Source organism: Pseudomonas sp. CMR5c, assembly GCF_003850545.1.
Taxonomy (GTDB): domain Bacteria; phylum Pseudomonadota; class Gammaproteobacteria; order Pseudomonadales; family Pseudomonadaceae; genus Aquipseudomonas; species Aquipseudomonas piscis.
On sequence record NZ_CP027705.1, the window covers coordinates 5,604,961 to 5,630,729 of the forward strand.

Genomic DNA, 25,769 nt, shown 5'->3' on the forward strand with positions numbered 1-25,769 from the left:
CTTAATTCTTCGCGACGGCGGGCTGCGCCGTCGTGGGTGCCGCCGGATCGCGCCAGCCCACGGCCAGGCCGTTGGCGTAGCGCAGATCGATGCGCGCGATGTTCGTGATCTGTTCTTTCAGCGTTTTTTCATAAATGGCAATGAAGCGGCGCATCTTTTCCACCAGATGATCGCGACCCAGCAGCAACTCGATTCCCGGCCCGGCACTGCCGGCACCGGTGGTCAGGAACCAGCTGCCACGCTCGCGCAGTTCCAGACGGGCAATCGAGAAGCCCAGCGGCCGCAGCATCTGGCTCAACACCTGATACTGCTGCATCACTTGCTGCTGGGCCCGCTGCGGCCCGAACAACTGCGGCAAGTGCTCATAGTTCGCCAGTTCACGCGGGGTGAAGGCCTGGCCCTGGTTGTTCAACAGCGCCTCGTCGCCCCAGCGGGCCACGGGTAGTTGTTCTTCCAGGCGAATCACCACCTGGTCCGGCCACACCCGGCGTACCTCGGCATGGGCGATCCAGGGCATCTGCTCCAGTTCGGTACGCATGCTTGCCAGGTCGATGGTGAAGAAGCTCGCCGCGACGTAAGGCGCGATTCGCTGCTGCACCGCCTGCTGGCTGATGTAGCTCAAGTCCCCCTGCACCGCGATCTTGGTGATCGGGCGGTCGGCATAGGGCAAAAGACGCTGGGCGCCTTCGTAGGTGCCGAACCCCAAAGCCACCAGCAGCACAGGCCAGAACAGGCTTTTCAGGAAGCCGAAGTTGGCTTTGGGCAGGCGCACCGACATCGGCTCTTTGGCCACCATCCGGCTGGCACCCCGCGGCACCGGCTTGCGGCCGGGTGCGGGTTGCTGATGACGAAGCGATGCGCCTTGCATGGTCTTAACCTCGCGCCTCAAGACTGGCTGCCAGGATGGCCAACACCAGTTGCTGGAAATCCAGACCGGCCGCACGAGCGGCCATCGGCACCAGACTGTGGTCGGTCATGCCTGGAGCGGTGTTCACTTCCAGGAACCAGAACTGCCCCTGGGCATCCTGCATCACATCGGCACGCGCCCAACCGGCGATACCGAGCGCCTCACAGGCCTTGGCCGTGAGTTCCATGAGTTCCTGCTCTTTGTCGCTATCGAGGCCGCACGGGATCCGGTACTGGGTATCGGAAGCCAGGTACTTGGCGTCGTAGTCGTAGAACGTGTGGGGAGTGCCCAGGGCGATAGGTGGCAAGACCTGGCCGCGCAGGGTCGCGATGGTGAACTCTGGACCCTGGATCCATTGCTCGACCAACACTTGCGAATCATAGGTACTGGCCGCCTTCCATGCCTCGATCAACTCGGAGCTGGTGGTCACCTTGGCCATACCGATACTGGAACCTTCATGGGCCGGTTTGACGATCAAAGGCATGCCCAGTTCCGCCGCCGCGCAAATACAGTCGCTCTCGGAGCTCAGCACCGCATGGCGTGGCGTCGGAATGCCCAGGCTGTGCCAGACCTGCTTGGTCCGCAGCTTGTCCATGGCCAGCGCCGAGGCGAGGATGCCGCTGCCGGTGTAGGGAATCCCCAGGCACTCCAGCAGGCCCTGCATGCTGCCGTCTTCACCGCCACGGCCGTGGAGGATGATGAAGGCGCGATCGATCTTCTCGCTCAACAGGCGCTGCAGCAGGTCATCGCCGACGTCGATGCCGAAGGCATCCACACCGCCGCCCTGCAGGGCTTCGAGCACGGCCTTACCGGACTTCAGCGACACTTCGCGCTCGGCACTCTTGCCGCCATAGAGCACGGCCACGCGACCGAAGTCGGCCGGGGGCACGGTGGAGAACAGCTTGGCGTAGGCAGCGGTCATTTCGACGCTCCCTTGCCAGCAGCCACGGCTCCGGCGAACAGTGGACTGTTGAGCAGCTTGGGCGCCAGACCGCCGATGTCGCCGGCCCCCTGGCACAACAATATGTCGCCGGCACGCAGCAGCGGCTTGACCAGCGGCGCCAGGTCGACACCGCGTTCGATGTAGATCGGGTCCAGTTGGCCGCGCTGGCGGATGCTGTGGCACAGCTGGCGGCTGTCGGCCCCGGGAATCGGCTCTTCACCGGCCGGATAGACTTCCATCAGCAGCAATACGTTGGCGTCGGTCAGCACCTGCACGAAATCGTCGTACAGGTCGCGGGTGCGGCTGTAGCGATGCGGCTGGTAGACCATCACCAGGCGGCGTTCCGGCCAGCCACCACGCACGGCCTTGATCACCGCGGCGACCTCGGTCGGGTGATGCCCGTAGTCGTCCACCAGCATCACGTTGCCACCTTCCACCGGCAGTTCGCCGTAGACCTGGAAGCGCCGGCCCACGCCCTGGAAGCCCGACAGGCCCTGGACAATGGCTTCGTCGCTGATGCCTTCGTCGGTGGCGATCGCGATCGTCGCCAGCGAGTTGAGCACGTTATGGTTGCCCGGCATGTTCACCGACACATCCAGTGGCTCGCGGTCCCGACGCAGCACGGTGAAGAAGGTCTGCATGCCTTGCTGGCGAACATTGATCGCGCGTACGTCGGCTTCTTCGTTGAAACCGTAGGTCACGGTCGGCCGCTTGACCTGCGGCAGGATCTCGCGCACCACCGGATCGTCCAGGCACATCACCGCCAGCCCGTAGAACGGCAGGTTGTGCAGGAAGTCGACGAAGGTCTTCTTCAGCTTGTTGAAGTCACCGTCATAGGTCGCCATGTGGTCGGCGTCGATGTTGGTCACCACGGCCACCAGCGGTTGCAGGTGCAGGAAGCTGGCGTCGCTTTCATCGGCTTCGGCGATCAGGTAGCGGCTGGTACCCAGTTGCGCATTGGTGCCCGCGGCATTGAGCCGGCCACCGATGACGAAGGTCGGGTCCAGGCCGCCAGCGGCGAACACCGAGGCCAGCAGGCTGGTGGTGGTGGTCTTGCCATGGGTACCGGCCACGGCCACGCCGTGGCGATAGCGCATCAGCTCGGCGAGCATTTCCGCGCGCGGTACCACCGGCACCCGCCGCTCCAGGGCAGTGGCGACCTCCGGGTTGGAAGTGTTCACGGCGCTGGATACCACCAGCACGTCGGCATGGGCGGCGTTCTCGGCACGGTGGCCGATGAAGATCTGCGCCCCGAACGACTCCAGGCGCTCGGTAACGGCCGATGCCTTGAGGTCGGAACCGGATACCTGGTACCCCAGGTTCAGCAGCACCTCGGCGATCCCGCACATGCCCACGCCGCCGATACCGACGAAGTGGATGCGGCGGATGCGGCGCATTTCCGGTTGCGGCATGGCTTTCTGGCTCTCAACCATGGGCCACCTCCAGGCAGATATTCACCACGTCCTGGGTCGCTTCGGGTTTGGCCAGGCGGCGTGCGGCACGGGCCATGTTGTCGAGTCGTTCTGGTTGCATCAAAACCTCTGTCAGGCGCGCGGCAAGGTCCGCTGCGCCAGTCGTTCTTTGCGGCATCAGGAAGGCGGCGCCTTCACGAGCCAAATATTCGGCGTTGCGAGTCTGGTGGTCGTCGATCGCATGGGGCAAAGGCACCAGCATCGAGGGCAGACCGGCGGCAGCCAGTTCGCTGACGGTCAACGCACCTGCGCGACAGACCACCAGGTCGGCCCAGCCATAGGCTTGGGCCATGTCTTTGATAAAGGGCTGCACCTGCGCCTCGACGCCAGCGGCGCGGTAACGCTCTGCAGTGACCTCATCGTGATTTTTGCCAGCCTGGTGGAACACCTCCGGGCGCAGCTCGGGGGCGACCTGTGCCAGGGCTTCCGGCAGCAGCTTGTTCAACGGCTCTGCGCCCAGGCTTCCACCCAGGACCAGCAAACGTGCCTTGCGTCCGGCCAGGGCCTCGCGCGGTGCTTCGAGGAACAGCTCGGTGCGTACCGGATTGCCCGTGGTGCGGCGGCTACCGGAGGCCCCGAAGGTGTCCGGGAAAGCTTCGCAGACTCGGGCGGCCAACGGCACCAGCAGCCGATTGGCGGTACCGGCGACCGCGTTCTGCTCATGAACGATGACCGGCACCGAGGACAATTTGGCGGCAACTCCACCAGGCCCGGTCACATAACCACCAAAACCCAGCACGCAGACCGGCTTGAGCTGGCGCATGATCCGCCGAGCCTGGAGCACTGCCTTGAGCAGCACGAAAGGCGCCTTGAGCAACGACAGCTTGCTCTTGCCACGCAACCCAGTGACGTTGATCAGGTGCAGGGGCAGGCCCGCAGCCGGCACCAGGTCGTTCTCGATTCCCCGCGGGGTGCCCAGCCAGTGCACGCTATAGCCGCGCGCCTGGAACTCCCTGGCACAAGCCAGCGCCGGGAACACGTGGCCACCGGTGCCGCCGGCCATGATCAGCACGTTAGCGCCCATGGGTCGGCTCCTCGGCAAAGTCACTTTCATTGAACTCCATCTCTTCGCTGCCCAGGTGGGTCCTGCTCTCCCACTCGATACGCAGCAACAAGCCCAGGCAGGCACAGCAGATCACCAGGGAACTGCCGCCATAACTGAGGAACGGCAGGGTCAGGCCCTTGGTCGGCAAGAGGCCGACGTTCACCCCGATGTTGATCAGGAACTGGCCGATCCACAGGAACGACAGGCCATAGGCGACGTAGGCGGCAAAGAACTGCCGGGCCTTCTCGGCCCACAAGCCGATGTACATGCCACGGATACAGACGAAGCCGAACAGCGCCACGGTGCACAGCGAGCCCACCGCCCCCAGTTCCTCGGCCAGCACCGAGAACACGAAGTCGGTATGGGCCTCTGGCAGGTAGAACTGCTTCTGTACGCTGTTGCCCAGGCCAACGCCCAGCCACTCACCGCGGCCGAAGGCGATCAGCGCCTGGGACAGCTGGTAGCCGGCGCCGAACTGGTCGGCCCAGGGGTCGGCGAAGTTGGTCAGGCGCGCCATCCGGTAAGGCTGCATCTGGATCAGCAACACCACCGCCGCCACCGCCAGCACCACCATCAGGGAAAAGCGGAACAACCCGACGCCCCCAAGGAACAGCATCGCCGCAGCCGCGCCCATCATTACTACCGTGGCGCCGAAGTCGGGCTCCATCAGCAGCAGGCCGGCCATCGGCAACAACACGATGAATGGCTTGAAGAAACCCATCCAGCTTTCGCGTACTTCCTTCTGCCGCCGCACCAGGTAGCCGGCGAGATAGATCACCACGAACACCTTGGCGATCTCGGAAGGCTGGACGTTGAAGAAGCTGAAGCCGATCCAGCGCATCGAACCGTTCACCTCACGACCGATGCCCGGGACGATCACCATCACCAGCAGGCCGAAGGCGCCGATCAGCATCATCCAGCCCAGGCGCTGCCAGGTGGCGATCGGGATCATCATGGTCACGATGCACGCGCCCAGGCCCAGCAGGATGTAGATCAGGTGCCGGATCATGTAGTACAGCGCGCTGCCGGACTGGGCCGCGGCCACTTCGGTAGACGCCGAGGCGATCATAATCAGCCCCAGGCCGAGCAGCGTCAGGCAGCCGGCGAGCATCGGGAAGTCGAGGTCGACGCCGCGTCCGGTGATGATCGGCGATGGATACGGCTTGATGATGTTCCTCAGGTTCATGCCAGCTCCTCCACGATGCGGACGAACTGGTGACCACGGTCTTCGTAGTTCTTGAACATGTCGAAACTGGCGCAGGCAGGCGACAACAGCACCACATCGCCCGCTTGGGCAACGGCTCGGCACTGGGCCACCGCGTTAGGCAGCGAAGCGGCGCGGATCAGCGGCACACCATCGCCAATGGCCTGGCCGATCTGCTCGGAGTCCCGGCCCATCAGGACCACGGCACGGCAGTTGGCCGCCACTGGATCACGCAGGTCCTTGAAGTCGGCACCCTTGCCGTCGCCACCGGCGATCAGCACGATCTTGCCGCTGATGTCGGCGCCCAGGCCTTCGATGGCGGCCAGGGCGGCCCCCACGTTAGTAGCCTTGGAGTCGTTGTAGTAACCCACGTCATCCAGGTCACGGACCCACTGGCAGCGATGCTCCAGCCCGGCGAAATTGCGCAGCGCCGCGAGCATGGCATCGAACGGCAGGCCCACCGCATGTCCCAGGGCCAGGGCCGCCAGGGCGTTGGACTGGTTATGGGCACCACGGACCTTCAGCTCGCGCACCGGCATCAGGTTCTGGAATTCGAAAGCCAGGTACTTCTCGCCATTCTCCTCACGCAGGCCGAAGGCCTTGAAGTCCGGCGCACCCAGGCCAAAGCTCCAGCATGGCAGCCCCTCACCCACCAGCGGCCGGGTCAGGGCGTCCTGGCGGTTGAACACCACTTGCCGGGCACCGCGGAAAATCCGGTGCTTGGCCAGGTGATAGGCCGGCAGGCCGCTGTAGCGGTCCATATGGTCTTCGCTGATGTTCAGCACGGTGGCCACTTCGGCACCGAGCTGGTCGGTGGTTTCCAGCTGGAAGCTGGACAGCTCGAGGACGTAGAGCTCGACGTCATCACCAAGCAGGTCCAGTGCCGGGGTCCCGAGGTTACCGCCCACGGCGACGCGCTTGCCGGCAGCGGCAGCCATCTCGCCCACCAGGGTGGTCACGGTGCTCTTGGCATTGGAGCCGCTGATGGCGACGATCGGCGCCTTCGCGTTACGCGCGAACAGTTCGATGTCGCCGGACAGTTTCACCCCACGCGCGGCGGCAGCCTGCAGGGCCGGAGTCGCCAGGGCCAGGCCGGGACTCACGTAGAGCTCGTCGGCACGGCACAGGAAGTCGACGTCCAGCTCGCCACAACGCACTTCCACCTGTGGATAGTCACGGCGCAGCGTGGCCAGCTCCGGTGGATTTTCCCGCGTGTCGGCCACCGCAAAAGCAACGCCCCGGCTCGCCAGGAAGCGAACCAGGGACATGCCGCTCTTGCCGAGGCCGACAACGATGCGGAAGTGGTCGGAAGCGATCAGGGACACTCGTTCTACCTCAGCTTCAGGGTTGCAAGGCCGATCAGCACGAGAATCACGGTGATGATCCAGAAACGGACGATCACACGTGGCTCAGGCCAGCCCTTGAGTTCAAAGTGGTGGTGGATCGGCGCCATGCGGAACACCCGCTTGCCGGTCAGCTTGAACGAAGCGACCTGGATCACCACCGACAGGGTTTCCATCACGAACACGCCGCCCATGATGAACAGCACGATTTCCTGGCGCACGATCACCGCGATGGTGCCCAGGGCCGCACCCAGCGCCAGGGCGCCGACGTCGCCCATGAACACCTGGGCCGGATAAGTGTTGAACCACAGGAAGCCCAGGCCCGCACCGATCAGCGCACCGCAGAACACGATCAGTTCACCTGCGCCCGGCACATAGGGGATCAGCAGGTATTCGGCGAACTTCACGTTACCCGACAGGTAGCAGAAGATCCCCAATGCGCCGCCGACCATCACCGTCGGCATGATCGCCAGGCCATCGAGGCCGTCGGTCAGGTTGACTGCGTTGCTCGAGCCGACGATGACGAAATAGGTCAGGACCACGAAACCGGCACCCAGGGGAATGCTCACGTCCTTGAGCATCGGGATCAGCAGGGTGGTATCCACCGGGCTTTGCGCGGTCATGTAAAGGAAGATCGCCGCGCCCAGGCCGAACACCGACTGCCAGAAGTACTTCCAGCGGCTCGGCAGGCCCCGGGAGTTCTTCTCGATCACCTTGCGATAGTCGTCGACCCAGCCGATGGCACCGAAAGCCAGGGTCACCAGCAGCACGACCCAGACATAGTGGTTGCGCAGGTCGGCCCAGAGCAGGGTGCTGACACCGATGGCCGAGAGGATCAAGGCGCCGCCCATGGTCGGCGTACCGGATTTGGACAAGTGCGATTGCGGGCCATCGTTACGTACGGCCTGGCCAATCTGCCGATTCTGCAGAGTACGGATCATCCACGGACCCAGGCACAGTGCCAAAGACAAGGCGGTCAGCACCCCGAGGATCCCGCGCAGGGTCAGGTACTGGAAGACCGCGAAGCCTTTGTAGAACTGTTGCAGGTACTCCGCTAGCAGCAGCAGCATTAATGTTTCACTCCGTCTTTTTCTTGAAGATGGGAGCCACACAGGGCCGCAACGATGTTTTCCATCGCCGCGCTGCGCGATCCCTTGATCAAAATGGTGGTGTTTGGATCTTGCTCGACGTCCAGGGCGGCAATCAGTTCTGCCTGGCTGGCGAAGTGGCGCGCGTGCGCGCCAAAGGCAGTGACGGCATGGGCCATCATCGGGCCTACGGCGTAGAGGGCCGAAACCTTGCCAGCGGCATATGCACCTACGTCGCGGTGCCCCTGCTCCGCCCAATCGCCCAACTCGCCGATGTCTCCGAGCACCAGGACGGTGCGGCCGGAAAAGCCGGCGAGTATATCAACGGCAGCGCACATTGAGGTGGGGTTTGCATTGTAAGTGTCATCGATCACCCGCATGCCATTCCTGGCCAACTGGGCGACAGTACGGCCCTTGACCGGCTGCACCGCGTTCAGGCCAGTGGCGATACCGAACAACGACACGCCCATGGCGTGGGCAGCCGCAGCAGCAGCCAGGGCGTTGGCGACGTTATGGGTGCCCAGCAGGTTCAGCTGGACCTGCTCGGTGCCCTTGGGGCTATGCAGGGTAAAGGACGGGCAGCCACGGGCATCGCGTCCGATATCGGAGGCGTAGAAATCCGCTGCGCTGGCGGTCAGGGCGAAACTCAGCACCTGGCGCCCGGCGGCGCGGGCCTTCCAGATCGAAAATGCCTTGTCATCCAGGTTCAGCACGGCAATTCCGGAAGCATCCAGCCCTTCCAGGATTTCGCCCTTGGCCTCGACGATTTTCTCCGGACCACCGAACTCGCCGACGTGGGCGGTACCGGCGTTGTTGAGGATCGCCACCTGGGGATGGGTCATCGCCACGGTGTAGGCGATTTCACCAATCCGCGAGGCACCCAGCTCGATCACCGCAGCGCTGTGCTCCGGAGCCAGCTCCAGCAGGGTCAGAGGCGCGCCCAGGTCGTTGTTCAGGTTGCCGCGGGTGGCGAGCACCGGGCCGCGGGTACGCAGGATGCTCGCCAGCATCTCCTTGACCGTGGTCTTGCCACTTGAGCCGGTAACGGCCGCCACTGGATGGGTGAAGGCACCACGGTTCAGCGCACCCAGCTGGCCCAGCGCCAGGCGCGTGTCCTTGACCAGCAGCTGCGGCAGCGTGCTGTCGGGAATCTCACGCTCTACCAGCGCAGCCACCGCGCCCTTGCCGGCCACTTCGTTCAGGTAATCATGACCATCGAAGCGCGGACCGGTGAGCGCCACGAACAACTGGCCCGGCTGGATCGCCCGGCTATCGATGCTCACGCCACTAAAACGGGCATCGCCCGCTATCAGGCGGGCGTTCAATGGAGCGGCTACTTCACTGAGTTTCAGGGGCTTAAGCACTGGCCACCTCCCACGCCGCCAAGGCCTTGCCCGCCTCGACGAGATCGGAGAAGGCATGGCGTTGACCGTTGATTTCCTGGTAATCCTCATGCCCCTTGCCGGCCAGCACCACCACGTCATCAGCCGAGGCGGACGCGATCAGGCGGGCGATGGCAGGTCCACGGCCAGCGATGAATTCGACCTGGTCCGCATTCAGGAAGCCGGCGCGGATATCGGAAAAAATCTGCGCGGGGTCTTCAGTACGCGGGTTGTCGTCGGTGACGAGCACGCCATCGGCCAGGCGCTCGACCACCTCGGCCATCAACGGTCGCTTGCCGCGGTCGCGATCACCACCACAACCGAACAGGCACAGCAGGCGCCCCTTGGCATGGGGCCGCAGGGCCAGCAGAACTTTCTCCAGGGCATCCGGGGTATGGGCGTAGTCGACCACGACCAATGGCTGGCGACCTCCGCCCAGGCGCTGCATGCGCCCGGCCGGGCCTTCCAGCTTGGGCAGGACCGCGAGAATCTCGTCCAGCGCATATTCCAGGCCCAGCAAGGCGCCCACTGCGGCCAGCAGGTTGCTCAGGTTGAAACGCCCCAACAGGCTGCTGCGCAGGTGATGTTCACCTTGCGGCGTCACCAGGGTCGCGCGCACGCCGTCGTCATCGAAACGAGCTTCGCGGCAATACAGATAGGCGCCGGCATCTTCCTGGCTGTAGGTAATCAGCCGCGACTCGTGGGCCTCGGCTGCCAGCTTGCGGCCAAAATCGTCGTCGAGGTTGATCACCCGGCAACGCAGGTCGGTCCAGTTGAACAGTTTGGCCTTGGCCTCGCCGTAGGCCTGCATGGTTCCGTGATAATCCAGATGGTCACGGGACAGGTTGGTCAGTACCGCGACGTCGAAGGCCAGGGCGGTTACACGACCCTGATCCAGGCCATGGGAGGAAACCTCCATGGCCACGGCCTTGGCGCCGGCACTCTTCAAGTCGGCCAGGGCCGCCTGGACAGCGATGGGGTTCGGCGTGGTGTGCAGGCCACTTTGCAGCGCGCCATGGAAGCCGGTTCCCAGGGTGCCCACCAGGCCACAACGCTGGCCAAGCAGATCAAGGGCCTGGGCCACTAGCTGGGTCACGCTGGTCTTGCCATTGGTGCCTGTCACGCCCACCAGGTTCAGTTGGCGACTCGGCTCGCCATAGAAGCGCCCGGCGATGTCCGACAGTTGCGCAGCCAGCCCCTTGACCGGGATCAGCGGAACGTCGGTCAGCGGCAGCACTGTGGCGCCTTCTACTTCATAGGCCACTGCCGCCGCACCACGCCGCAGCGCATCGGCGATGTGTTCACGACCGTCGAACCTGGCACCCGGCACGGCCAGGAACAGATCACCGGCACGTACATTGCGGCTGTCCAGGGTCAGTTCGCGGATCAGCAAGTCACGACCGGCGTGGGCAAAAATCTTGTTCAGGCTAAGGGACATCAGCCGCGCCCTCCATTGGCTCGTACAGGGGTGCCGGTGGCATTGGCCTGTTGCGTGGTCGGCAGGTTATCCGGAGTGATGTTCATCAGGCGCAGCGTGCCGGACATCACTTTGCTGAATACCGGGGCCGACACCAGGCCACCGAAGTAACCGGCCTTGCTCGGCTCGTCGATCACCACCACGATGGCGTAGCGCGGATCGCTCATGGGGCCGAAGCCGGCGAACAGCGAGCGGTAGGAGTTCTCGGCGTAGCCCTTGGTGCCCACCGAAGTCTTGCGCGCGGTACCACTCTTGCCGGCAACGTGATACGCCGGGACCTGGGCGCGGAACACCCCGCGCGGGGCCTCGATCACTTGCTGGAGCATGCCCTGCATGGTCTTGGCGACCTTCTCCGGGATCACCTGGGCAGTTTGTGGCGCCTTGTCGGACTTGATCAGCGTCAGCGGGGCGATACGCCCGTTGTTGGCCAGGGCGGAGAACGCGTGCACCAACTGGATCGCGGTCACCGAGATGCCGTAGCCATACGACAGCGTCGCGGTCTCGGCCTTGCGCCACTCCCTGTAGTTGGGGAGGTTGCCAACACGCTCACCAGGGAAACCCAGGCCGGTGTCCTGGCCCAGACCGATCTTCTGCGCCAGGCGGAAGATGGTTTCGCCACCGATGTCGAAGGCGATCTTGCTCATGCCAACGTTACTGGAATTGATCAGGATGCCGGTCAGGTCGAGGATCGGACCTTCAGTCTTGGATACGTCACGAATGGTGTACTTGCCCAACTGCAGGGTGCCCGGATAGACCTCGACGGTGTCGCTGGGCTTCCAGCGACCGGTTTCCAGCGCGGCGCTCATGGAGATGGCCTTCATGGTCGAGCCAGGCTCGAAGACGTCGATCATCGCCCGGTTGCGCATCATCGCCGGCTGCAGGTTGCGGCGGTTGTTTGGGTTGTAGGTCGGCTGGTTGACCATGGCCAGGATCTCGCCGGTCTTGACGTCCATGATCACCAGGCTGCCGGCCTTGGCGCCGTTCTCGACGATGGCGTTGCGCAGCTCGCGATTGGCCAGGTACTGCAGGCGCAGGTCGATGGACAACGCCAAGGGCTTGCCGGCCTTGGCGTTCTTGGTGACTTGTACATCCTTGATCAGCCGGCCGCGCCGGTCCTTGATCACCTGGCGCTTGCCAGGCACCCCGGCCAGCCATTCGTCATAGGCCAACTCGACGCCTTCGCGGCCACGATCGTCGATATCGGTGAAACCCACCATGTGCGCGGTCACTTCGCCGGCCGGATAGAAGCGCCGGAACTCCTCGATGCCATAGACACCCGGGACCTTGAGATCGAGCACCGCCTGGCCCTGCTCCGGGGTCAGGCCCCGCACCAGGTAAATGAATTCCTTGTTGGCCTGGGCCTCGAGACGTTCGGTCAGGACCTTGGGATCCTGGCCCAGCGCCATGGCCAGGGCTGGCCAGCGGTCCTTGGCCAATTGCATTTCCTTGGCATTGGCCCAGAGAGTGGTCACCGGGGTACTCACCGCCAGCGGCTCGCCGTTGCGATCGGTGATCAGGCCACGGTGCGCAGGAATCGGAATATGCCGCACGCTACGAGCGTCACCCTGCCCCTTGAGGAAGTCACGATCGACCACTTGCAAGTCGATGATGCGCCAGGCGATCGCCGACACCATGACCGCCAGCAAGCCCAGCACCACGCGGAAACGCCAAGGATAAAGAGCACCGTCGAGTTTCATGGCGCCACCATTCGGACTTCGGCTGCGCCGGGGATGTGCATCTTCAGTTGTTCGGTGGCCAGCACTTCGATCCGGCTATGGGCGGTCCAGGTACTTTGCTCCAGGATCAATCGACCCCATTCGGCCTGGGCCTTGTCACGCACGCTCAACTCGCCGTACAGCGTATTGAGCAGCTGACGGTTCCAGTGAGCGCTGTAGGACACCGCGATCGCGGAAACCAAAACACCGATGAACAGCAGAAGCATGAAGAAGCTTCCGCCTGGAAGTGGCTTGGCGAAAAGCTTGCTCACCGAAGTTTCTCCGCGACACGCATGACGGCGCTACGGGCACGGGGATTGGCTTTGAGCTCGGCTTCGGAAGCGAACTGCGCTTTGCCGTGGATCTTGATTTTTGGCTGGAAAGCTTCGAAGCGCACTGGCAGGTTGCGCGGCAGGTTGTCGGCTTCACCCTTGGCCAGGCGACGCATGAACAGCTTGACGATGCGGTCCTCCAACGAGTGGAAGCTGATCACCACCAGACGCCCGCCAATTTCCAGGGACTCCAGTGCAGCTTCCAGGCCGGCCTCGAGATCGCCCAGTTCGTTGTTCACGTGGATACGCAGGCCCTGGAACGCCCGTGTCGCAGGGTTCTTGCCCTTCTCCCAGGCAGGGTTGGCCACCTTGAGCACTTCGGCCAGGTCGGCCGTGCGTTCGAAAGGCTGGACTTCGCGGCGCTCGACCACGGCCCGGGCCATGCGGCCGGAGAAACGCTCTTCGCCGTATTCCTTGAATACCCGGGCGATCTCCTCTACCGGGGCGGTGGCGATGAACTGGGCAGCGCTAATGCCTCGGCTCGGATCCATGCGCATGTCCAATGGACCGTCATTGAGAAAACTGAAGCCGCGCTCAGGGTCATCCAGTTGCGGCGAGGACACGCCCAGGTCCAGCAGCACGCCACTGACCTTGCCATCCAGCCCACGTCCAGCGACCTCTGAACCCAGCTCGGCAAAACTACGCTGTACAACGACAAAGCGGCCGTCTTCGGCCGCTAGCGCTTGCCCGGTGGCAATCGCTTGGGGGTCCTTGTCGAATCCGAGGAGCCGCCCACCTGGCCCGAGCTTGCTGAGAATCAGCCGGCTGTGGCCCCCGCGCCCGAATGTGCCATCCAGATAGCAGCCATCAGGACGTACCGCGAGAGCCTCGACGGCTTCGTCAAGCAGTACGGTGATGTGGTTAAAGCCGCTATCAATAGTCACAGGATCAAATCACGCAGTTCATCGGGCATGGCGCCCGGTTGTTGAATAGCTGCCAGGTCAGCTGCAGAAACAGCGTTCCAGGCATCCTCGTCCCACAGTTGGAACTTGTTCAGTTGGCCCACCAGCATCGCGCGCTTATCCAACTTGGCATATTCACGCAGGCGCGGCGGCACCAGAAAACGACCACTACCGTCGAGTTCGAGATCGACGGCATTACCAATCAGCAAACGCTGCAGCCGGCGGTTCTCTTCACGTAGAGAAGGCAGGGCACGCAGCTTGGTTTCTATCAGCTCCCACTCGTCGAGGGGGTAGACGCACAAACAAGGATCAACGGCGTCGATGGTGACGATCAGCTGTCCGGAACTTCGCGAAACGAGCTCGTCACGATACCGGCTGGGCATGGCTAGCCGGCCTTTGGCATCGAGACTGATAGCGTTGGCTCCGCGAAACACGTCAGCGTTTCTCCAAATTTTAGCGTTTTGCGTTCAAAAAACCCACTTTGTGCCACTTTCCGCCACTTGCGCACACTATAGGAATGCGCCCACACCACCGTCAAGGCACGCGGCGACGGAAAACCCTTATAGAACGGAGATTTAGGAGGCTTAGCGGAGGGGTGACGAGAATTCGAGAGACATTCCACGACATCAACTTCATATAGCTCAGGAAGCTGCATCGCGAAGTTAAAGTAATTTATTAAGAGTAAGATTTTTTCGGTATTACAAAAACGCTTCTGCTATTGAATCAAGCAGGGAAGGAAGGGGGTGGAGAGTCGATCTGTAAGCCGGGTTCTGTCGAGGACAGTCATTCCTCTACGATGGCCATCACTGGACATCTTTAGCAACCTACCCGGTTCCAGCGCGGGCCACGCCTTGGAACCCTATTTGGTCTTGCTCCGAGTGGGGTTTACCTAGCCACGAACTGTTACCAGACGTGCGGTGCGCTCTTACCGCACCTTTTCACCCTTACCGGCACCGAAGTGCTTAGGCGGTTATTTTCTGTGGCACTTTCCGTAGGCTCACGCCCCCCAGGCATTACCTGGCACTCCGCCCTATGGAGCCCGGACTTTCCTCCCCCCTCTAATTTTCATAGAGGGCAGCGACTGTCCAATCGACTCTCCGCCGCGCAGGTTAACGGCAGAGCGGTCTCAGGACAAGCGATAAAAGCCTTTGGCCACCCTGCTCCGCTATTTATTGCTCTTTCTGCTTTTCCAGGGCGAGCTGATACAACACGTTCTTGCGCTCGCCAGTGATCTCTGCAGCCAGTGCCGCCGCTCTTTTGAGCGGCATCTCCTTGAGCAACAGGTCCAGAATCCGCATCGTCTCGCTGCTGATGGCCTCATCACCCTGCGGAGCAGTCCACCCCGCCACCAAACCACACACTCCCCACGCTGTTGGTTGGAGTCGGATTCGACGAACCGACGTAATTCGACCAACGGCAACCCCTTGAGGGTCTCGAAAGTCTTGGTCAACTCACGAGCCAGCAACGCCGGGCGATCACCGCCGAACACCGCCTCCATATCCTGTAGGCATTCGAGAATGCGATGGGGGGCCTCATAGAAAATCAGCGTACGCGGCTCTTCGCGGACCTGCTCCAGGCGCGCTCGGCGCCCACTGGCCTTGGCCGGCAGGAAACCCTCGAAGATGAAACGATCCGAAGGCAGTCCTGCGGCGGATAGCGCCGCTATCAGCGCACACGGCCCCGGCACCGGGACCACATTGATTCCCGCGGCCCGGGCTTGGCGCACCAGGTGATAGCCGGGGTCGGAGATCAGCGGCGTGCCGGCATCGGAAATAAGCGCGACATCATCACCCGCCAGTAGACGAGTAATGAAACGACTACCCTCATCACGCTCATTGTGCTCATGACAGGCGGCCAAGGGGGTGGAAATGCCAAAGTGCTGCATCAGGCGCTGGGAGTGCCGGGTATCCTCAGCGGCAATCAGGGACACCTCGCGCAACAACTTCAAGGCCCGGGCACTTACATCGTCCAGGTTGCCGATAGGCGTCGCCACCACATAAAGCGAGCCGGCAACGGAATTCATGGAACCTGGAGCAGTCAAAGCGCACACCTCGCGATCAGCAAAAGCGCCATTGTACGCACTGGAGGCTGATCAATGCGTATCGCGTTCACTCAAGCGCGCCTGACACAGCAACATCTGCATTCGCAAAATAGATGGTTTATCGCCAGCAACATCGCGCCCCGGCCAGTGCTTGGGTACAATTCAACGTTCATTTGATCGAGTATCAGGAACACTTACATGATCGCTTGCCTGCGGCTGTTTATCGCCCTCTGCCTGGCTACCCTTCTGGTGGCTTGCGCCAGCTCGCCCTCCTCCAGCCTTGGCGAACTTCCACGGACACCGGATGCCAGCATCGAGCAACTGCTCGAAGAGGCCGCCACCAGCAAAAACCCCGACAAAGCCGCCCTATTACGCCTGAGCGCCGCCGACCTGGCCTACCGCCAAGGCAATGCCGGACGCGCCGGACAGATCCTGCAACAAGTCCAACTGGACCAACTCAAGCCTGCCCAGCAGATTTTCGCCAGCACCCTAGCGGCGGAACTGGCCATGACGCGCAACCAGCCCAAGGCTGCGTTGACGGCCCTGGGCCATCCGAGCCTGCAACACCTTGGCGAGCTTCCCGCCGCCCAGCAGGTACGCACCCTGAGCGTCCACGCCCGCGCCCTGGAGGCCGATGGCCAGACCCTGGCGGCAGCCAAGGAGCGGATTACCCTGGCCCCTCTGCTCAAGGATGACGCCGCGGCTAAAAACCACGAAGCCATCTGGTCCCTGATCGCCGCCCTGCCTACCGACCAACTGCAACCTGCCGGAAACGACGACCTGAGCGGCTGGCTGAGCCTGGCCCTGGTAATCAAGACCGCAGGCACCCTGGAACAGCAGCAAGCCGCCATCGACAACTGGCGCATCCAGAATCCGAAACACCCGGCAGCGGTTCAATTGCCACAGCCACTGGTCAAGCTCAAGGAACTGGCCAGCCAGCCCGTTTCGAAAATCGCCCTGCTGCTACCGCAGGAAGGCCCGCTGGCAGCAGTTTCCAAGGCCCTGCGCGAAGGTTTCATGGCCGCCCACTACCAGGCACAACAAGCCGGGCAAAAACCACCCAGCATCGAGTTCTATGACAGCTCGCGCCTGAAATCCCTGGATGAGTTCTATCGCAAGGCCCAAGCCGACGGCGTACAGTTGGTGGTCGGCCCGCTGGAAAAGCCACTGGTCAAACAACTGGCCGCCAGCCCACAACTGCCCATCACCACTCTGGCCCTGAACTACAGCGAAGGCGAACAAGCTCCTGCACAGCTGTTCCAATTCGGCCTGGCCGCCGAAGATGAAGCTCGCGAAGCTTCTCGGCGTGCCCGCGCCGACGGCCTGCATCGCGCCGCGGCACTGGTACCCAAGAGCGAATGGGGCGATCGTGTATTCAAGGCTTTCCGCCAGGACTGGGAAAGCAACGGCGGCAGCGTACTGGCCATCGAGCGAATCGACCAACCTGTAGCCCTGGCCCAGCAAATTGCCAACCTGTTCCAGTTGCGCCAAAGCGAAGCTCGCGCCAAGAGCCTGCAGAGCACCGTTGGCAGCCAGGTGGCTGCCCAGCCGTCGCGTCGCCAGGATATCGAGTTCATTTTCCTCGCATCCACTCCGCAACAGGCCCAGCAGATCAAGCCGACCTTGAATTTCCAGTACGCCGGTGACGTTCCTGTCTACGCCATCTCCAACGTCTTCAGCGCCAGTGGCGACCAGAACCAGTACAACGACATGAACGGCATCATGTTCTGCGAGACGCCATGGCTGCTGGACGCAAACGGCACAATGCGGCGCCAGGTCACCGCCCAATGGCCGCAGGCCGGCGGCAGCCTTGGCCGCCTGTACGCCATGGGTGTCGACGCCTACCACCTGGCCCCGCGCCTGGGTCAGCTCAAGGCCTTGCCTGACACCCGCATCGACGGCGAGTCCGGCAGCCTGGGCATGGCCGCCGGCCAGCGGATCGAGCGCCAACTGCCATGGGCCAAGTTCGTCAGCGGCCAGGTCACTCGCCTGCCCGATACTCCGCGCTGATGCACCCCGGATCACGCCTGCAAAGCGGAAGAGATGCCGAAAGCCTTGCGCTTCGGCATCTCCAACAGCAGGGCCTGTGCCTGGTGGCGCAGAACTGGCTGTGCAAGCGCGGCGAGCTTGATCTGGTCATGCTTGACGGCGATACAGTAGTATTCGTCGAAGTCCGCTACAGACAACACACACAATGGGGTGGCGCTCTGGGCAGTATCGATGGGCGCAAGCGCCAAAAACTGATCCTTGCCGCGCAGTTCTTTCTGCAAAGCGAATCACGTTGGTCCAACCACCCCTGTCGCTTCGACGTGGTCGCCATTGACGGCACCCCGGGCCCCCAGGCCCAGTTGAACTGGCTACGCAACGCCTTTGACGGCTGAAAGACGCCGGCAGGCCGCGCCACTTCCACCCAATTTCTTTGCTCTTTGCACTGCGGGCTGCACATTCACGTGCCACCAAGCCCAGCTACTTAAGGTCACACAGATGGACATGCAATCCCGAATTCGCCAGCTTTTCCAGGCCAGCATCGACACCAAGCAACAGGCGATGGACGTACTTGCACCGCACATCGAGCAAGCCAGCCAGGTCATGGTCAACGCCCTGCTCAACGAAGGAAAGATGCTTGCCTGTGGCAATGGCGGCTCAGCCGGCGACGCCCAGCACTTCTCCTCGGAGCTGCTCAATCGTTTCGAGCGTGAGCGGCCCAGCCTGCCTGCCATAGCACTGACCACCGACAGCTCGACCATCACCTCGATCGCCAACGACTACAGCTACAACGAAGTCTTCTCCAAGCAGATCCGTGCCCTGGGCCAGCCTGGCGACGTTCTGCTGGCCATCTCCACCAGCGGCAACTCGGCGAACATCATCCAGGCGATCCAGGCCGCACATGATCGCGAAATGATTGTCGTAGCATTGACCGGTCGCGACGGCGGTGGCATGGCCTCCCTGCTACTGCCTGAAGACGTGGAGATTCGTGTACCGGCCACCGTTACCGCACGCATCCAAGAAGTCCACCTGCTGGCGATCCACTGTCTCTGCGACCTGATCGACAGCCAATTGTTCGGGAGTGAAGAATGACCCCTAATCGCCTCGGCCTCCTGGCCCTGACCCTGTGCCTGAGCCTCACTGGCTGCAGCTCGGTGATTACCGCCACCCGCGACAAACCCATCGACGACGACCGCGGCACCCGCACCTTCGGCAGCAAGATCGACGACTCCCTGATCGAAACCAAGGTCGCCGTGAACGTCGCCAAGGCCAACCCGGACCTGGAAAACAACTCGCACATCGTGGTTACCAGCTTCAACGGCGTAGTGCTGCTGGCCGGCCAGACCCCGCGCCCGGACCTCAAGGCAACGGCCGAACAAGCCGCCAGCGAAGTACAACGCGTCAAGAAGGTGCACAACGAGCTACAAGTACTGCCTCCTTCCGGGTTCCTGGCCCGGCAGAACGACAGCTGGCTGACCACCAAGATCAAGACCCAGATGCTCGCCGATGCCAACGTCCCAGCCTCACGTATCAAGGTGGTGACCGAGAACGGCATCGTCTACATGCTGGGATTGCTGACCAAGCAGGAAGCGGCCCAGGCGACGAACCTCGTGCAGGGCGTCTCAGGCGTGCAGAAGATCGTCAAGCTGTTCGAGTACATCGACTAAGCCTGCCCACAGGCACAAAAAAGGCGATCCCCTCGGATCGCCTTTTTTATTACTTGACCACCTTCAAGCTTGGCCTGCCACTTGGACGCGGCGGCTCACTGTCTGGCGGCGGCATATCGTCATCCGGCTCGACATCCTCCTCGTCATCCAGAGGAGACTCCAGGTCGAAAACCATGCCTTGGCCATTTTCCCGGGCATAGATCCCCAGAATCGCGCCAACCGGCACAAACAAGCTATGAGGCACGCCACCAAAGCGCCCTTCAAAGGTGACTGCGTCGTTATCCATGTGCAGATGGCGCACGGCACTGGGAGAAATATTCAGGACGATCTGTCCATCACTGGCAAACCCCTGAGGCACCTGCACCGCTGGATAATCGGAGTTGACCAGCAAATGCGGGGTGCAATCATTGTCCACAATCCACTCATAGAGCGCGCGGACCAGATAAGGTCGACTGGAGTTCATAACGGCTCCTTAAGCCTTAGCGCATGTCGCGTTCGACACCAGACAGACTTGCCTGGAAAGCCTCACGCGCAAATTGGCGCTCCATATAATCGAGCAACGGCTTGGCTTGCCGCGGCAGTTCAATACCCAGGACCGGCAACCTCCAGAGTATGGGCAGTAGGCAGCAATCCACCAGGCTTTGTTCCTCGCTGAGGAAGAACGGCTTGTCGGCGAACAGCGGTGAAACACCGGTCAGGCTTTCCCGCAGCTCCTTGCGCGCCTGCGCACGCACCGCATCCTTGGTCCGCGAATCGAGTATCAGATCCACGTGCCCGCACCAGTCACGCTGGATCCGATGCATCAGCAAGCGGCTGTTGGCTCGAGCTACAGGATAGACCGGCAGCAATGGTGGATGTGGATAACGCTCATCCAGGTATTCCATCACTACGCTCGACTCCCACAGCGCAAGATCACGATCGACCAGCGTAGGCAAGCTCCCGTAGGGATTCACTTCGATCAGCTTCGGCGGCTGACGGCCCGCCTCCACACTGATGATCTCGGCGCTGACACCTTTCTCCGCAAGTACAATGCGCACCCGATGGGAATAGTGGTCGGCGGGGTCGGAGTAACAGGCCAACCGATTGGTCACGCCCATGGCGATCCTCCTCGCGTGTTGAAATTATCGAAAGCAGAAAAAACGAACGCGCCCTGAGGGCGCCTCTGGTAACCCCCGAATGATACAGGGTTGTTACAGCTTCAGAGACGCCCTTGGGCGCGCACGTTCAACAACTGATGCTTAAAACGCTATCAATGCACATCTTTCCAGTATTCGCGCTTGAGCAGATAGGCGAATACGAAGAAGAAGGCCAGGTACAGCAGCACGTAGGTACCGATACGCTGGTGCTGCAGCTTGACCGGGTTGGCCGAGTAGGCCAGGAAAGTCACCAGGTTCTTGACCTTCTCATCGAATTGCGCCTCGTTGAGGGTCCCGGTGTTTTCCTTGACGGTCAACTGATCGCAAGCTTCGTGGGTCAGCGGAGTGCCGGTCAGCGGGTCGAACTGCTTCTTGCCGTCTTCGACAATCTGCACCTGCTTGCAACCGATCACCTGACGCCCCTGAAGTCCGACCAGAACGTTAGGCATGCCCACGTTCGGGAATACCTTGTTGTTCACACCCCAAGGACGTGCTGGGTCTTCATAGAAGGACTTCAGGTAGCCATACAGCCAATCGGTACCACGAACACGGGCCACCAGGGTCAGGTCTGGCGGAGCAGCACCAAACCAGGTCTTGGCGTCGGCTGGCTGCATGCCGATGTTCATGTGGTCACCGATCTTCGCACCGGTGAAGACCAGCTTGCTCATCATCAGGTCATGAGGGATGCCAAGGTCATCAGCAACCCGCTCGTACCGCTGGAACTTGGCGCTGTGGCAGCCCATGCAATAGTTGGCAAAGGTACGCGCACCGTCCTGCATTGCAGCCTTGTCGGTCAGGTCGATATCGACCTTTTCCAACTCAGGACCACCGTGCTCGGCTGCGAAAGACAATACAGGCATAGCAGCAAGAATCAGTACAGCAAATAGCTTTTTCATCAGCCAGTCACCCTTTCCGGAACCGGTTTGGTCTTCTCGAGCCTGGTGTAGAACGGCATCAGAATGAAGTAGGCGAAGTACAGGAAGGTACATACCTGCGACAGCAACGTACGACCCGGAGTCGGCGCCAGTACGCCCAGCACGCCCAGGATCACGAAGGAGATGCAGAACACCAGCAGCCAGATCTTGCTCAGCCAGCCTTTGTAGCGCATGGACTTGACCGGGCTGCGGTCAAGCCATGGCAGCACGAACAGCACAGCAATCGCAGCACCCATGGCGATAACGCCCATGAGCTTGTCCGGCACCGCACGCAGGATTGCGTAGAACGGAGTGAAGTACCAAACCGGGGCAATATGCTCAGGCGTCTTGAACGGGTTGGCCTGTTCGAAGTTCGGCTTCTCGAGGAAATAACCACCCATTTCCGGGAAGAAGAACACGATCGAGCAGAAGATGAACAGGAACACCACTACGCCGACGATATCTTTCACGGTGTAGTACGGATGGAATGCGATGCCGTCGAGCGGTACGCCGTTTTCATCCTTGTGCTTCTTGATATCGACGCCATCCGGGTTGTTCGAACCCACTTCGTGCAGTGCCAGGATGTGCAGCACCACAAGCCCCAGAATCACGATAGGCAGGGCCACGACGTGCAAGGCGAAGAAGCGATTGAGGGTAATGCCGGAGATCAGGTAGTCACCGCGGATCCACTGGGTCAGGTCGTCGCCGATGACCGGGATGGCACCGAACAGCGAGATGATCACCTGGGCGCCCCAGTAGGACATCTGCCCCCATGGCAGCAGGTAGCCCATGAAGGCCTCTGCCATCAGCGCCAGGTAGATCAGCATGCCGAACAGCCACACCAGTTCACGAGGCTTCTGGTAGGAACCGTAGAGCAGGCCACGGAACATATGCAGGTAGACCACGATGAAGAACGCCGAAGCGCCTGTGGAGTGCAGCAGTCGCAGGATCGCGCCGTACTCGACGTCACGCATGATGTATTCGACGGAAGCGAAGGCTTCTTCTGCCGAAGGGGTATAGCTCATGGTCAGCCAGACACCGGTAACGATCTGGTTAACCAGAACCAGCAGTGCCAGGGAACCAAAGAAATAGAAGAAGTTGAAGTTCTTCGGAGCGTAATACTTGCTCAGATGGTCTTCCCACATCTTGGTGGCGGGGAAGCGCGCATCTACCCAATCCATGAACTTGCTCATCACGCTTTCTCCGTGTCGACGCCAATGACGATGATGTCATCCGACTCATAGGAATGCGGGGGTACTGGCAGGTTCAATGGCGCGGGCTGCGACTTGTAGACACGACCAGCCAGATCGTAGTGGGAGCCGTGGCAAGGGCAGAAATAGCCACCTACCCAGTCCTTGCCCAGATCCGCAGGCGCCACTTCAGGACGGAAGGTAGGAGAACAACCCAAGTGGGTGCAGATACCGATCAACAGAAGAATCTCTGGCTTGATCGAACGCACTTCGGGGTCGACGTAGGTTGGTTGTACCGAGTTCTTGGAGTCAGGGTCAGACAGCTGGCCCTCGATCTTTTTAAGATTCCCCAGGATTTCCTCTGTACGGCGGACGATGAATACCGGTTGACCACGCCACTCAGCAACCATCTGCTGACCTGGGTCGATCTTGCTGATATTCACCTTCACCGGTGCACCTGCGGCTTTCGCCTTGGCACTGGGAAACCATGACCCCACGAACGGGACCGCAGCCCCCACCGCTCCAGCAGCACCCACCACGGATGTGGCTGCCACCAAGAAGCGACGCCGGCCTGCATTCACGCCGTCATTGCTCATTCAGTCCTCTCCCATCAGCTTTGTGGCCTGTTAAATCAGGCATCTACTAAGTAAAAATCTGAACTTATAAAAATTTTGCCGAATGGTAATGAAAACCCCCAATTCTGACAAGGTAATTACCAGGCGGACTCTGCGCCAGGCCTTGTAGTATAGGGCCTCCACGGATGTGGCAAGTTGTCACACGGCAAATTTTGAGCAATAAAAAACGCCCAGCTCCAAAGGAGGCTGGGCGTTTTTTTGAACGCAGTAGCGAATTAACGCTTGGAGTATTGCGGACGCTTACGCGCTTTACGCAGACCCACTTTCTTACGTTCAACTTCACGTGCGTCACGGGTTACGTAGCCGGCTTTACGCAGGGCGCTGCGCAGAGTCTCGTCGTAATCCATCAGGGCGCGAGTGATACCGTGGCGGATTGCGCCAGCCTGGCCACTTACACCACCGCCGATAACGGTAACGTAGATATCGAACTTCTCAACGGTCTCGGTCAGTTCCAGCGGCTGACGAACTACCATGCGGGCAGTTTCGCGACCGAAGAAGCTATCCAGGGAACGGTTGTTGATGGAGATATTGCCAGTGCCCGGACGCAGGAATACGCGTGCGGTTGCAGTCTTGCGACGGCCAGTGCCGTAATTTTGAGTCGCCGACATAATGAACTATTCCGTTAAATCTTCAGTTCTTGGGGCTGCTGAGCAGTATGAGGGTGAGCAGCGCCCGCATATACTTTCAGCTTACGGTACATGTCGCGACCCAGCGGGTTCTTAGGCAGCATGCCTTTTACCGCGGTCTCGATCACGCGCTCAGGGGCTTTAGCGATCAGCTTCTCGAAGTTGATCGACTTGATGCCGCCCGGGAAACCGGAGTGGGAGTAGTACATTTTGTCAGTGGTTTTAGCACCAGTAACACGTACCTGCTCGGCATTGATCACGACGATGTAGTCGCCGGTGTCAACGTGAGGAGTGTACTCAGGCTTGTGCTTGCCACGCAGACGGCTCGCGATTTCGGTAGCCAGACGACCCAGGGTCTGGCCAGCGGCGTCGATGACGAACCAATCGCGCTTTACTGTTTCCGGTTTAGCAGTAAAAGTTTTCATTCTTTATAGCCTCAGGGGCCGCCCAGCAAAATAGACGGCGGATCTTACTGAATAGTGCTTACTTTGACAAGGTCAAAGGCAGCCGAATACAGACGCTTTCGGGGGCTCGGGTCAGCGCGTCTGGCATGCGGCAAGAATCTTCGGCAGGCGGGGCATCACTTCCACCGCAGAAAGAGCTGCAGAATTATCCAGATTGCGAAAAAAAATTCAACCTGCTTTTATGATTGTTTTACCGAGGAAGTACCCATGGACTACCGCCAACTGGGCCGGACCGATCTGAAAGTGAGCGCCATCTGCCTGGGCACCATGACCTGGGGCGAACAGAACACTGAGGCCGAGGCCTTCGCCCAGATCGAGCGGGCCAAGCAGGCCGGGATCAACTTCATCGATACTGCCGAGATGTATCCGGTGCCCCCCAAGGCCGAGACCTACGCCACCACCGAGCGCTACATCGGCAATTGGTTCAAGCAGCGCGGGGACCGTGCCGACTGGATCCTGGCCAGCAAGATCGCCGGCCCGGGCAACACCATCGACTACATCCGCGACAAGCAGCTCAAGCACAACCGCAAGCACATAGTCGAAGCCGTGGATGCCAGCCTCAAGCGCCTGCAAACCGACTGGATCGACCTCTACCAGTTGCACTGGCCGGAACGCAGCACCAACTTCTTCGGCCAGCTCGGCTACAAGCACAACGCAGACGAAGACTTCACCCCGCTGGAGGAAACCCTCGAAGCCCTGGACGAACAGGTCAGGGCCGGGAAGATCCGCCATATCGGCCTGTCCAACGAAACTCCGTGGGGCACCATGAAGTTCCTGGCCCTGGCCGAGAGCCGTGGCTGGCCACGGGCGGTGTCGATCCAGAACCCCTATAACCTGCTCAACCGCAGCTTTGAAGTGGGCCTGGCGGAAATCGCCATCCGTGAACAGTGCGGCTTGCTGGCCTACTCACCCCTGGCCTTCGGCTTCCTATCCGGCAAGTACGAAGATGGCGCCCGCCCCGCCAAGGCCCGCCTGAGCCTCTACAGCCGCTTCAGCCGTTACTTCAATCCGCAGTCGGAAGCCGCTTGCAGCCGCTACGTGGCGCTGGCTCGCGAACACGGCCTGGACCCGGCGCAAATGGCCCTGGCTTTCGTGACCCAACAACCCTTCGTGACCAGCAACATCATCGGCGCCACCACTCTGGAGCAACTGGACAGCAACATCGCCAGCGCCGGGCTGAAGTTGTCGGAAGAAGTCCTGGCCGGGATCGAGGCCATCCACAAGGACCAGCCCAACCCTGCCCCATAAGCAGCCCGCCGTTCCGCTTGCCGGCCAACAGGTAACCGCCCCGTTCGCCGGC

The 25,769-nt window shown here is 61.4% G+C and carries 25 protein-coding genes, 1 other RNA gene and 1 pseudogene; 5 read left to right on the forward strand and 22 right to left on the reverse strand.

All coding sequences use genetic code 11. The features are described 5' to 3' along the window. Nucleotide 1: 1 nt before the first annotated feature. The 15 genes and pseudogenes from C4K40_RS25790 to rsmI all read right to left on the reverse strand — a co-directional run bounded on the left by C4K40_RS25790 (nucleotide 2) and on the right by rsmI (nucleotide 15,833). A complete protein-coding gene (locus C4K40_RS25790) occupies nucleotides 2–868 on the reverse strand; it encodes a cell division protein FtsQ/DivIB (RefSeq protein WP_016966667.1) in 867 nt (288 codons plus the stop codon). Between the two features lie 4 nt (nucleotides 869–872). Beyond that, nucleotides 873–1,829, reverse strand: coding sequence for a D-alanine--D-alanine ligase (locus tag C4K40_RS25795; protein ID WP_022640799.1), 957 nt, complete (start codon nucleotides 1,827–1,829; stop codon nucleotides 873–875). Beyond that, the gene (gene murC, locus C4K40_RS25800; protein WP_022640800.1) at nucleotides 1,826–3,283 is read right to left on the reverse strand and encodes a UDP-N-acetylmuramate--L-alanine ligase; all 1,458 of its coding nucleotides are present in this window, start codon (nucleotides 3,281–3,283) and stop codon (nucleotides 1,826–1,828) included. The genes C4K40_RS25795 and murC overlap by 4 nt, the downstream gene beginning before the upstream one ends. Then, nucleotides 3,276–4,346, reverse strand: coding sequence for an undecaprenyldiphospho-muramoylpentapeptide beta-N-acetylglucosaminyltransferase (gene murG, locus C4K40_RS25805; RefSeq protein WP_022640801.1), 1,071 nt, complete (start codon nucleotides 4,344–4,346; stop codon nucleotides 3,276–3,278). Before murG ends, murC begins: the two co-directional genes overlap by 8 nt. Then, the gene (gene ftsW, locus C4K40_RS25810) at nucleotides 4,336–5,553 is read right to left on the reverse strand and encodes a putative lipid II flippase FtsW (RefSeq protein WP_022640802.1); all 1,218 of its coding nucleotides are present in this window, start codon (nucleotides 5,551–5,553) and stop codon (nucleotides 4,336–4,338) included. The genes murG and ftsW overlap by 11 nt, the downstream gene beginning before the upstream one ends. Continuing rightward, nucleotides 5,550–6,896: a UDP-N-acetylmuramoyl-L-alanine--D-glutamate ligase gene (gene murD, locus C4K40_RS25815; protein ID WP_053131920.1), complete on the reverse strand. Its 1,347-nt coding sequence runs from the start codon at nucleotides 6,894–6,896 to the stop codon at nucleotides 5,550–5,552. The genes ftsW and murD overlap by 4 nt, the downstream gene beginning before the upstream one ends. A 5-nt stretch (nucleotides 6,897–6,901) precedes the next feature. Beyond that, on the reverse strand, nucleotides 6,902–7,984 hold the full coding sequence (gene mraY, locus C4K40_RS25820) for a phospho-N-acetylmuramoyl-pentapeptide-transferase (protein ID WP_022640804.1): 1,083 nt from the start codon (nucleotides 7,982–7,984) through the stop codon (nucleotides 6,902–6,904). After that, entirely contained in the window at nucleotides 7,984–9,366 is a 1,383-nt protein-coding gene (gene murF, locus C4K40_RS25825; RefSeq protein WP_031320471.1) for a UDP-N-acetylmuramoyl-tripeptide--D-alanyl-D-alanine ligase, read from the reverse strand. Before murF ends, mraY begins: the two co-directional genes overlap by 1 nt. Next, nucleotides 9,359–10,822, reverse strand: a complete 1,464-nt coding sequence (locus C4K40_RS25830) for a UDP-N-acetylmuramoyl-L-alanyl-D-glutamate--2,6-diaminopimelate ligase (RefSeq protein WP_022640806.1) — start codon at nucleotides 10,820–10,822, stop codon at nucleotides 9,359–9,361. Before C4K40_RS25830 ends, murF begins: the two co-directional genes overlap by 8 nt. Continuing rightward, nucleotides 10,822–12,558 carry a penicillin-binding protein 2 gene (locus tag C4K40_RS25835; protein WP_022640807.1) on the reverse strand — a complete coding sequence of 579 codons (1,737 nt, stop codon included), beginning with the start codon at nucleotides 12,556–12,558 and terminating at the stop codon, nucleotides 10,822–10,824. Before C4K40_RS25835 ends, C4K40_RS25830 begins: the two co-directional genes overlap by 1 nt. After that, the gene (gene ftsL, locus C4K40_RS25840) at nucleotides 12,555–12,848 is read right to left on the reverse strand and encodes a cell division protein FtsL (RefSeq protein WP_003171871.1); all 294 of its coding nucleotides are present in this window, start codon (nucleotides 12,846–12,848) and stop codon (nucleotides 12,555–12,557) included. Before ftsL ends, C4K40_RS25835 begins: the two co-directional genes overlap by 4 nt. After that, the gene (rsmH, locus tag C4K40_RS25845) at nucleotides 12,845–13,792 is read right to left on the reverse strand and encodes a 16S rRNA (cytosine(1402)-N(4))-methyltransferase RsmH (protein ID WP_022640810.1); all 948 of its coding nucleotides are present in this window, start codon (nucleotides 13,790–13,792) and stop codon (nucleotides 12,845–12,847) included. The genes ftsL and rsmH overlap by 4 nt, the downstream gene beginning before the upstream one ends. Next, nucleotides 13,789–14,244 carry a division/cell wall cluster transcriptional repressor MraZ gene (gene mraZ / locus C4K40_RS25850; protein ID WP_011063319.1) on the reverse strand — a complete coding sequence of 152 codons (456 nt, stop codon included), beginning with the start codon at nucleotides 14,242–14,244 and terminating at the stop codon, nucleotides 13,789–13,791. Before mraZ ends, rsmH begins: the two co-directional genes overlap by 4 nt. A gap of 309 nt (nucleotides 14,245–14,553) precedes the next feature. Further along, an RNA gene (rnpB, locus tag C4K40_RS25855) (RNase P RNA component class A) lies at nucleotides 14,554–14,907 on the reverse strand. A 72-nt stretch (nucleotides 14,908–14,979) separates the two neighbouring features. Beyond that, a pseudogene (rsmI, locus tag C4K40_RS25860) lies at nucleotides 14,980–15,833 on the reverse strand (16S rRNA (cytidine(1402)-2'-O)-methyltransferase). A gap of 216 nt (nucleotides 15,834–16,049) precedes the next feature. Here rsmI and C4K40_RS25865 point away from each other — a divergent pair. The 4 genes from C4K40_RS25865 to C4K40_RS25880 all read left to right on the forward strand — a co-directional run bounded on the left by C4K40_RS25865 (nucleotide 16,050) and on the right by C4K40_RS25880 (nucleotide 19,504). After that, nucleotides 16,050–17,861 carry a penicillin-binding protein activator gene (locus tag C4K40_RS25865; protein WP_022640813.1) on the forward strand — a complete coding sequence of 604 codons (1,812 nt, stop codon included), beginning with the start codon at nucleotides 16,050–16,052 and terminating at the stop codon, nucleotides 17,859–17,861. Next, complete coding sequence (locus C4K40_RS25870; protein ID WP_083456905.1) at nucleotides 17,861–18,232, forward strand: YraN family protein; 372 nt, start codon at nucleotides 17,861–17,863, stop codon at nucleotides 18,230–18,232. The genes C4K40_RS25865 and C4K40_RS25870 overlap by 1 nt, the downstream gene beginning before the upstream one ends. Nucleotides 18,233–18,335: 103 nt before the next feature. Continuing rightward, complete coding sequence (locus C4K40_RS25875) at nucleotides 18,336–18,929, forward strand: phosphoheptose isomerase (RefSeq protein ID WP_022640815.1); 594 nt, start codon at nucleotides 18,336–18,338, stop codon at nucleotides 18,927–18,929. Beyond that, nucleotides 18,926–19,504 (forward strand): BON domain-containing protein, encoded by a 579-nt coding sequence (locus tag C4K40_RS25880; protein ID WP_022640816.1) that lies wholly within the window; start codon nucleotides 18,926–18,928, stop codon nucleotides 19,502–19,504. Before C4K40_RS25875 ends, C4K40_RS25880 begins: the two co-directional genes overlap by 4 nt. Before the next feature lie 49 nt (nucleotides 19,505–19,553). Here the strand turns inward: C4K40_RS25880 and C4K40_RS25885 are convergent, their stop codons facing one another. The 7 genes from C4K40_RS25885 to rplM form a co-directional block, all read right to left on the reverse strand. Then, on the reverse strand, nucleotides 19,554–19,967 hold the full coding sequence (locus tag C4K40_RS25885) for a ClpXP protease specificity-enhancing factor (RefSeq protein ID WP_022640817.1): 414 nt from the start codon (nucleotides 19,965–19,967) through the stop codon (nucleotides 19,554–19,556). A 16-nt stretch (nucleotides 19,968–19,983) separates the two neighbouring features. Next, nucleotides 19,984–20,601, reverse strand: coding sequence for a glutathione S-transferase N-terminal domain-containing protein (locus C4K40_RS25890; RefSeq protein WP_022640818.1), 618 nt, complete (start codon nucleotides 20,599–20,601; stop codon nucleotides 19,984–19,986). Nucleotides 20,602–20,753: 152 nt separating this feature from the next. Next, a complete protein-coding gene (locus C4K40_RS25895) occupies nucleotides 20,754–21,536 on the reverse strand; it encodes a cytochrome c1 (protein ID WP_031320478.1) in 783 nt (260 codons plus the stop codon). After that, on the reverse strand, nucleotides 21,536–22,747 hold the full coding sequence (locus C4K40_RS25900; protein ID WP_053131929.1) for a cytochrome bc complex cytochrome b subunit: 1,212 nt from the start codon (nucleotides 22,745–22,747) through the stop codon (nucleotides 21,536–21,538). The genes C4K40_RS25895 and C4K40_RS25900 overlap by 1 nt, the downstream gene beginning before the upstream one ends. Continuing rightward, a complete protein-coding gene (gene petA / locus C4K40_RS25905) occupies nucleotides 22,747–23,340 on the reverse strand; it encodes a ubiquinol-cytochrome c reductase iron-sulfur subunit (protein WP_031320479.1) in 594 nt (197 codons plus the stop codon). The genes C4K40_RS25900 and petA overlap by 1 nt, the downstream gene beginning before the upstream one ends. Before the next feature lie 254 nt (nucleotides 23,341–23,594). Next, nucleotides 23,595–23,987 carry a 30S ribosomal protein S9 gene (rpsI, locus tag C4K40_RS25910; protein ID WP_022640821.1) on the reverse strand — a complete coding sequence of 131 codons (393 nt, stop codon included), beginning with the start codon at nucleotides 23,985–23,987 and terminating at the stop codon, nucleotides 23,595–23,597. A gap of 14 nt (nucleotides 23,988–24,001) precedes the next feature. Then, nucleotides 24,002–24,430, reverse strand: coding sequence for a 50S ribosomal protein L13 (rplM, locus tag C4K40_RS25915; protein ID WP_022640822.1), 429 nt, complete (start codon nucleotides 24,428–24,430; stop codon nucleotides 24,002–24,004). Between the two features lie 246 nt (nucleotides 24,431–24,676). Here rplM and C4K40_RS25920 point away from each other — a divergent pair, with 246 nt between their 5' ends. Beyond that, nucleotides 24,677–25,717 (forward strand): NADP(H)-dependent aldo-keto reductase, encoded by a 1,041-nt coding sequence (locus C4K40_RS25920; protein ID WP_053131932.1) that lies wholly within the window; start codon nucleotides 24,677–24,679, stop codon nucleotides 25,715–25,717. Nucleotides 25,718–25,769: the final 52 nt, after the last annotated feature.

Coding starts and splice junctions, on each gene's coding strand:
- C4K40_RS25790 (WP_016966667.1), bottom strand. CDS start 868: ATGCAAGGCGCATCGCTTCGTCATCAGCAACCCGCACCCGGCCGCAAG.
- C4K40_RS25795 (WP_022640799.1), bottom strand. CDS start 1,829: ATGACCGCTGCCTACGCCAAGCTGTTCTCCACCGTGCCCCCGGCCGAC.
- murC (WP_022640800.1), bottom strand. CDS start 3,283: ATGGTTGAGAGCCAGAAAGCCATGCCGCAACCGGAAATGCGCCGCATC.
- murG (WP_022640801.1), bottom strand. CDS start 4,346: ATGGGCGCTAACGTGCTGATCATGGCCGGCGGCACCGGTGGCCACGTG.
- ftsW (WP_022640802.1), bottom strand. CDS start 5,553: ATGAACCTGAGGAACATCATCAAGCCGTATCCATCGCCGATCATCACC.
- mraY (WP_022640804.1), bottom strand. CDS start 7,984: ATGCTGCTGCTGCTAGCGGAGTACCTGCAACAGTTCTACAAAGGCTTC.
- C4K40_RS25830 (WP_022640806.1), bottom strand. CDS start 10,822: ATGTCCCTTAGCCTGAACAAGATTTTTGCCCACGCCGGTCGTGACTTG.
- C4K40_RS25835 (WP_022640807.1), bottom strand. CDS start 12,558: ATGAAACTCGACGGTGCTCTTTATCCTTGGCGTTTCCGCGTGGTGCTG.
- C4K40_RS25865 (WP_022640813.1), top strand. CDS start 16,050: ATGATCGCTTGCCTGCGGCTGTTTATCGCCCTCTGCCTGGCTACCCTT.
- C4K40_RS25870 (WP_083456905.1), top strand. CDS start 17,861: ATGCACCCCGGATCACGCCTGCAAAGCGGAAGAGATGCCGAAAGCCTT.
- C4K40_RS25875 (WP_022640815.1), top strand. CDS start 18,336: ATGGACATGCAATCCCGAATTCGCCAGCTTTTCCAGGCCAGCATCGAC.
- C4K40_RS25880 (WP_022640816.1), top strand. CDS start 18,926: ATGACCCCTAATCGCCTCGGCCTCCTGGCCCTGACCCTGTGCCTGAGC.
- C4K40_RS25885 (WP_022640817.1), bottom strand. CDS start 19,967: ATGAACTCCAGTCGACCTTATCTGGTCCGCGCGCTCTATGAGTGGATT.
- C4K40_RS25890 (WP_022640818.1), bottom strand. CDS start 20,601: ATGGGCGTGACCAATCGGTTGGCCTGTTACTCCGACCCCGCCGACCAC.
- C4K40_RS25895 (WP_031320478.1), bottom strand. CDS start 21,536: ATGAAAAAGCTATTTGCTGTACTGATTCTTGCTGCTATGCCTGTATTG.
- C4K40_RS25900 (WP_053131929.1), bottom strand. CDS start 22,747: ATGAGCAAGTTCATGGATTGGGTAGATGCGCGCTTCCCCGCCACCAAG.
- petA (WP_031320479.1), bottom strand. CDS start 23,340: ATGAGCAATGACGGCGTGAATGCAGGCCGGCGTCGCTTCTTGGTGGCA.
- rpsI (WP_022640821.1), bottom strand. CDS start 23,987: ATGTCGGCGACTCAAAATTACGGCACTGGCCGTCGCAAGACTGCAACC.
- rplM (WP_022640822.1), bottom strand. CDS start 24,430: ATGAAAACTTTTACTGCTAAACCGGAAACAGTAAAGCGCGATTGGTTC.
- C4K40_RS25920 (WP_053131932.1), top strand. CDS start 24,677: ATGGACTACCGCCAACTGGGCCGGACCGATCTGAAAGTGAGCGCCATC.